Below are 4552 nucleotides of genomic sequence, written 5' to 3' on the forward strand. Positions count from 1 at the left end.
TGTGCTTGAGGTCGGGCTTCATTGGTGCTCCTTGAGTGCGGCGCGAGGGATTCAGGGGGCGGGTTGCAGCTGCGACAGCCAGGCCGATAGCGCATCGATCTCGGCATCGCCCAGCGCCCTCGTGATGAGGTTCATGACGCTGATCGGCGCGCCGCTCTGCGGGCCGGCTCGCCAGCTGCGCAGCCGGGCGCGCAGGTAGTCGGCGGACTGGCCACCGATCGCCGGCGTGCTGTCGCTGCCGGATATCGCGCCGCTGCCATTGGCGCCGTGGCAACTGACGCAGGCGATGACATCGCGGCTGCGATCGCCTTTCTCGAACAAGCGCGCCATGTCGGCATTGGCCGCTGCGCCGCTGCCACGCATCGGCGCAGCACTGGCGAACCAGGCAGCGATGTCTTCGGCGTCGGTGATGCTCGGCGCGCTGACATCGCGAGCGATCTGTGGATGGCTGCGCTGTCCGGCCTTGAAGCGTTCGATCTGCGCCAGCGTGTAGCCGGCCAGTTGGCCGTCGAGTTGCGGTGTCGACGTGCTGGCTGTGCCACTGCCATGGCAGTTCATGCAACCCGCTGCACGAGCCTTGGTCGCACCCAGCGCCGGATCGCCAGCACCGATGCGCTCGGCGAGGTCTTCCACGGACAGCGCAGCAAGCGCCGGGCTTGTGCAGACCAACAGCAGCCAGCCAGCCAGGTGACGACGCAAGCGATGGAAATTCGGCCGCGTCATTTCAGCGGCTTGTAGAGGTCGTGACAGCTGGTGCAGTTCTTCCCGACCTCGCGCGCCGCGGCGCTGGCGACATCGAGATCCTTGCGGGAGATCGCGGCGAAGACGGTGGCCAGCGAATCCTTGCCTTGGCGTGCAAGCACCACCGCATCGTCGACGCCGCCCTTGCGGACGAAGTAGTCCTCGGTCCAGTTCAGGCCGGTCTGCAGCGCTTCGGCATCGGCGAGCGCCGCTTCGAAGTTGCCGGCACCGAGCGCGGGGCCGAGATCCTTGTTGGCATCGTCCATGTCGCGCATCACGTACTCGTCGAAATCGCCGAGATCGATCGCTGCCCATGCCAGGCCGCTGCTTGCCGCCAGCGACCAACCGATGATGTAGGCCCACTTCCGCATGACCGCAGGTTTCCTGTGTGCCGCGATGCGCGGCGTTGATGACGGCGCGGCCACCGGCGATCGGATCGGGCCGGCAGCGGCGCTTGAATGAGGGAGGTGAAACAGTTGCTGCCTGGTTAAAACAGCCGGCCTGGAACGAGGTGTTCTACGGGCCGGCAATGACGCGACCTACCGAGGAGACAACATCAACTACGCAAGTAATTCCTGGACGACTTCGCCGTAAACCACCGTCGGGCGCTCGGCGCGGCCGTTGTGCAGGAACGTGGTCTTCAGGTGATCGAGGCCCATCAGCTGGAGCACTGTGGCCTGCAAGTCGTAGGTGTCGACCTTCTTGCCGACCGCCTGCATGCCGATTTCATCGGTGCCGCCGACCGTGGTGCCGGCCTTGACGCCGCCGCCGGCCATCCACTGCGTGTAGCCCCAGGGATTGTGATCACGGCCGTTGCCGCTCTGGCCGAACGGCGTGCGGCCGAATTCGGAGGTCCAGACCACCAGCGTCGAGTCGAGCAGGCCACGCGCTTCGAGATCGGCGAGCAGGCCGGCGATCGGCTTGTCGACCTGACGGCTGTGCTTGCGATGGTTCTCTTCGAGGTTGTTGTGGCCATCCCAGTTGCGGCTTTCGCCTTCCACTTCGAGCGGGCCGGAGACCACCTGGATGAAGCGCACGCCGCGTTCCACCAGCCTGCGCGCACGCAGCAGAGTTTCGCCGTAGGACTTGCTGGTTTCGTCGTCGAAACCGTAGAGCGTCTTGGTGGCGTCGGTTTCCTTGGCCAGGCTGACGGCGTCTGGTGCCGTCACTTCCATCCGCGCGGCGAGGTCGTAGGAACGGATACGCGCCTGCAGCTCGCTGTCCTGCGGGCGACGCAGTGCATGCGCGCGATTCAGGCGGCCGAGCAGATCCAGCGTGCTGCCTTGCTCGGCTTCGGCGACCAGTTCCGGGCGGTTCAGATGCAGGATCGGCGAATCGCCAGGGCGGAACGCGGTGCCCTGATAGACCGCCGGCAGGAAGCCCGAACTCCAGTTGATCGAGCCGCCGCGCGGCTCGCGCTTATCGTTGTAGAGCACGACGTAGGCGGGCAGATCCGGATTCGCCGCACCGAGCGCGTACTGCACCCAGGCGCCGAGCGAAGGCCGGCCCGGGCTCAGATCGCCGGTGTTCAGCTTGAGCACCGAGATGTCGTGCGTGGCACCGATCGTGGTGCTGGACTTGATGAAGGCGAGCTTGTCCGACTGCTCGGCGAGATTCGGCAGCAGGTCCGAAAACCAGGCGCCGCTGTCACCGTGCTGCTTCCACTCGCGCTTGGTCGCGAACAGCTTGCCGGTACTGCCGCGCACGCCTTCCTTGATGCCCTTCATGAACGAGGCGGGCACTTCCTGGCCGGCCAGCTTGATCAGCTCGGGCTTGTAGTCGAACAGGTCCAGGGTGCTCGGCGCGCCGTCCATGTGGAGCCAGATCACCGACTTCACCTTGGCCGCGAAATGCGGCGCTTTCGGCGCCAGTGGATCGATGAGGCCAAGCGGTTCGCTGGCACCTGCGGCACCCGGGAAGAAAGCGCCGCCAAGGGCAACGCCACCGAGGCCGAGGCCTACCTGGGTCAGCAGTTCGCGACGTGAAGTCGGCTTGTTGAGAAGCGTCATGGGTGTCTCCGGTAATGGGAATGCGGCAATCAGAAGCGGTAGGCGAACTCGTTGGAGTTCACGACGGCATGGGTCAGGTCGACGAACGCGGCGGTACGGATCGGATCGAGTGCGGGCGTCTTGCCGAGGCCGGTCGGCACGTTGATCGCGAACTTGCCGTTGGCGGCCTGGGACTTGAGCACCTTCTCCTGGCTGTCGAGGAAGGCCAGCAGCGCGGTCTTTTCCTGCTTGTCCGGCTTGCGGGCGTAAAGGATTTCGTAGAGGCCGTCGAGCTGCGCCGCCGAGCTGTTGCCGCGCTCGCGGATCACCCGGCCGGCCAGCGCTTTCGACCAGTCGAAAACGATCTCGCTGTTGAACAGGGTCAGCGCCTGCAGTGGAGTCGTGGTGACATCACGCTTGGCATGCGCCTGCTGGTTGTTGGCCATGTCGAAGGGCTGCAGCAGCGGGTAGGGGATGCTGCGCCGAGTGAAGATGTAGAGGCTGCGGCGATTCCAGTCTTCCTGGCTGCTCGATACCTTCCAGGCATTGCCGGTGAACAGATTCGACGGCACCGGCGGGAACACGCTCGGGCCGCCGACCTTCTCGGCCAGCGAGCCGGACGCGACCAGCAGCGAGTCGCGGATCGTTTCGGCATCGAGACGCTGGCGTGGGAACACCGCCAGCAGCTTGTTCTCCGGATCAGCCTTGTAGGCATCCTGACGATAGTCCGAGGACTGCCGGTAGACGCTGGACAGCAGGATCTGCCGATGCAGCTGCTTCACGTCCCAGCCGCTGCGCACGAAGCTGTCGGCGAGGTAATCGAGCAGTTCCGGATTGCTCGGCTTCTGGCCAGCCTTGCCGAAGTCGCTGAGCGTTTCGACGATGCCGCGGCCGAAGTACTGATCCCAGACTCTGTTGACGAACACGCGGGCAGTCAGCGGGTTTTGCGGGCTGGCAATCCACTTGGCGAGCGCCGTGCGACGGCCGGATGATGTGGCCGACGGCACGATCACCGGCTTCTCCGAAGTGATCGCCGCCGGGAAGCCTGGCTGCACTTCCTCGATCGGCCGCTCGAAGTCACCGCCGAACAGCACATTGGTCGGCGGCGCTTCGGCGTGGCCGAGCTCGGTCATCGCAGTGACGGTCAGCGAACCACCGGAAGGCTTCAGCTTGTCGAACTTCGCCAGTTCTTCCTTGAGCTTGCGGTACTCCTCGAGCTTGACCGCGTACTCCGGCTTGTAGCCCTCGGCGTTCTTGTCCGAGTGATCACGCAGGAAAGCCGACAACACTTCGTCCGTACCGTAGTCGGCGAACTGGTTGATGATCCAGCGATCGTGCGGCGTCCACTCCGTTTCCGGCACCGCGTACAGCTTGCGCAGCGAGGCCTGAGTGGCCTGCGAGTAGCGATCGAGCAGATAGACCTTGGCCTGATCGCGAACGCTGTCGATCACCGCTTTCTGCTTGGCGCGGAGATCGGCAGTCGCGGTTTCCCACTTGGCCTGAGCCTTTTCGTAGGCAAGTTCCTCCTCGCCCTTGACGGCGGGAATGTCGTCGACCGCACTGGTATTGGCGAAGAAGGCCTGGAACTGGAAGTACTCCTTCTGCGAGATGCGATCGGCCTTGTGATTGTGGCAACGGGCGCAACCGACGGTCTGAGCCAGGAACACTTCGCCGACGGTGTCGGTCATGTCGGTGGTGTGCTGGTACTTCTTCTGGACCAGATCGCGGGAGTTGCTGTTGTCCGGAAAGCCACGCAGGAAGCCGGTGGCGACCCGCGCATCCTGGTCGCCGGGCTTCAGCTCATCGCCGGCCAGCTGTTCCTG

General features: G+C 64.8%; 4 protein-coding genes. All 4 read right to left on the reverse strand.

Translation table 11 applies throughout. The annotated features are described in order from the left end of the window. Positions 1-51: 51 nt before the first annotated feature. The gene (locus tag Q0D45_RS06390; protein ID WP_293390075.1) at positions 52-723 is read right to left on the reverse strand and encodes a c-type cytochrome; all 672 of its coding nucleotides are present in this window, start codon (positions 721-723) and stop codon (positions 52-54) included. Next, complete coding sequence (locus Q0D45_RS06395; RefSeq protein WP_293390078.1) at positions 720-1112, reverse strand: hypothetical protein; 393 nt, start codon at positions 1110-1112, stop codon at positions 720-722. Before Q0D45_RS06395 ends, Q0D45_RS06390 begins: the two co-directional genes overlap by 4 nt. 189 nt (positions 1113-1301) lie before the next feature. Beyond that, a complete protein-coding gene (locus tag Q0D45_RS06400; RefSeq protein WP_293390081.1) occupies positions 1302-2750 on the reverse strand; it encodes a DUF1501 domain-containing protein in 1449 nt (482 codons plus the stop codon). Positions 2751-2779: 29 nt separating this feature from the next. Then, the coding region (locus Q0D45_RS06405; RefSeq protein WP_293390084.1) for a DUF1553 domain-containing protein at positions 2780-4552 on the reverse strand (1773 nt) is incomplete at its 5' end.

The organism is Nevskia sp., from assembly GCF_023266035.1.
In the GTDB taxonomy this organism is placed as follows: Bacteria; Pseudomonadota; Gammaproteobacteria; order Nevskiales; family Nevskiaceae; genus Nevskia.

Bases quoted from the DNA above. Each gene is read 5' to 3' on its own strand.
- Q0D45_RS06395 (WP_293390078.1), bottom strand. From the start codon at position 1,112: ATGCGGAAGTGGGCCTACATCATCGGTTGGTCGCTGGCGGCAAGCAGC.
- Q0D45_RS06400 (WP_293390081.1), bottom strand. From the start codon at position 2,750: ATGACGCTTCTCAACAAGCCGACTTCACGTCGCGAACTGCTGACCCAG.
- Q0D45_RS06390 (WP_293390075.1), bottom strand. From the start codon at position 723: ATGACGCGGCCGAATTTCCATCGCTTGCGTCGTCACCTGGCTGGCTGG.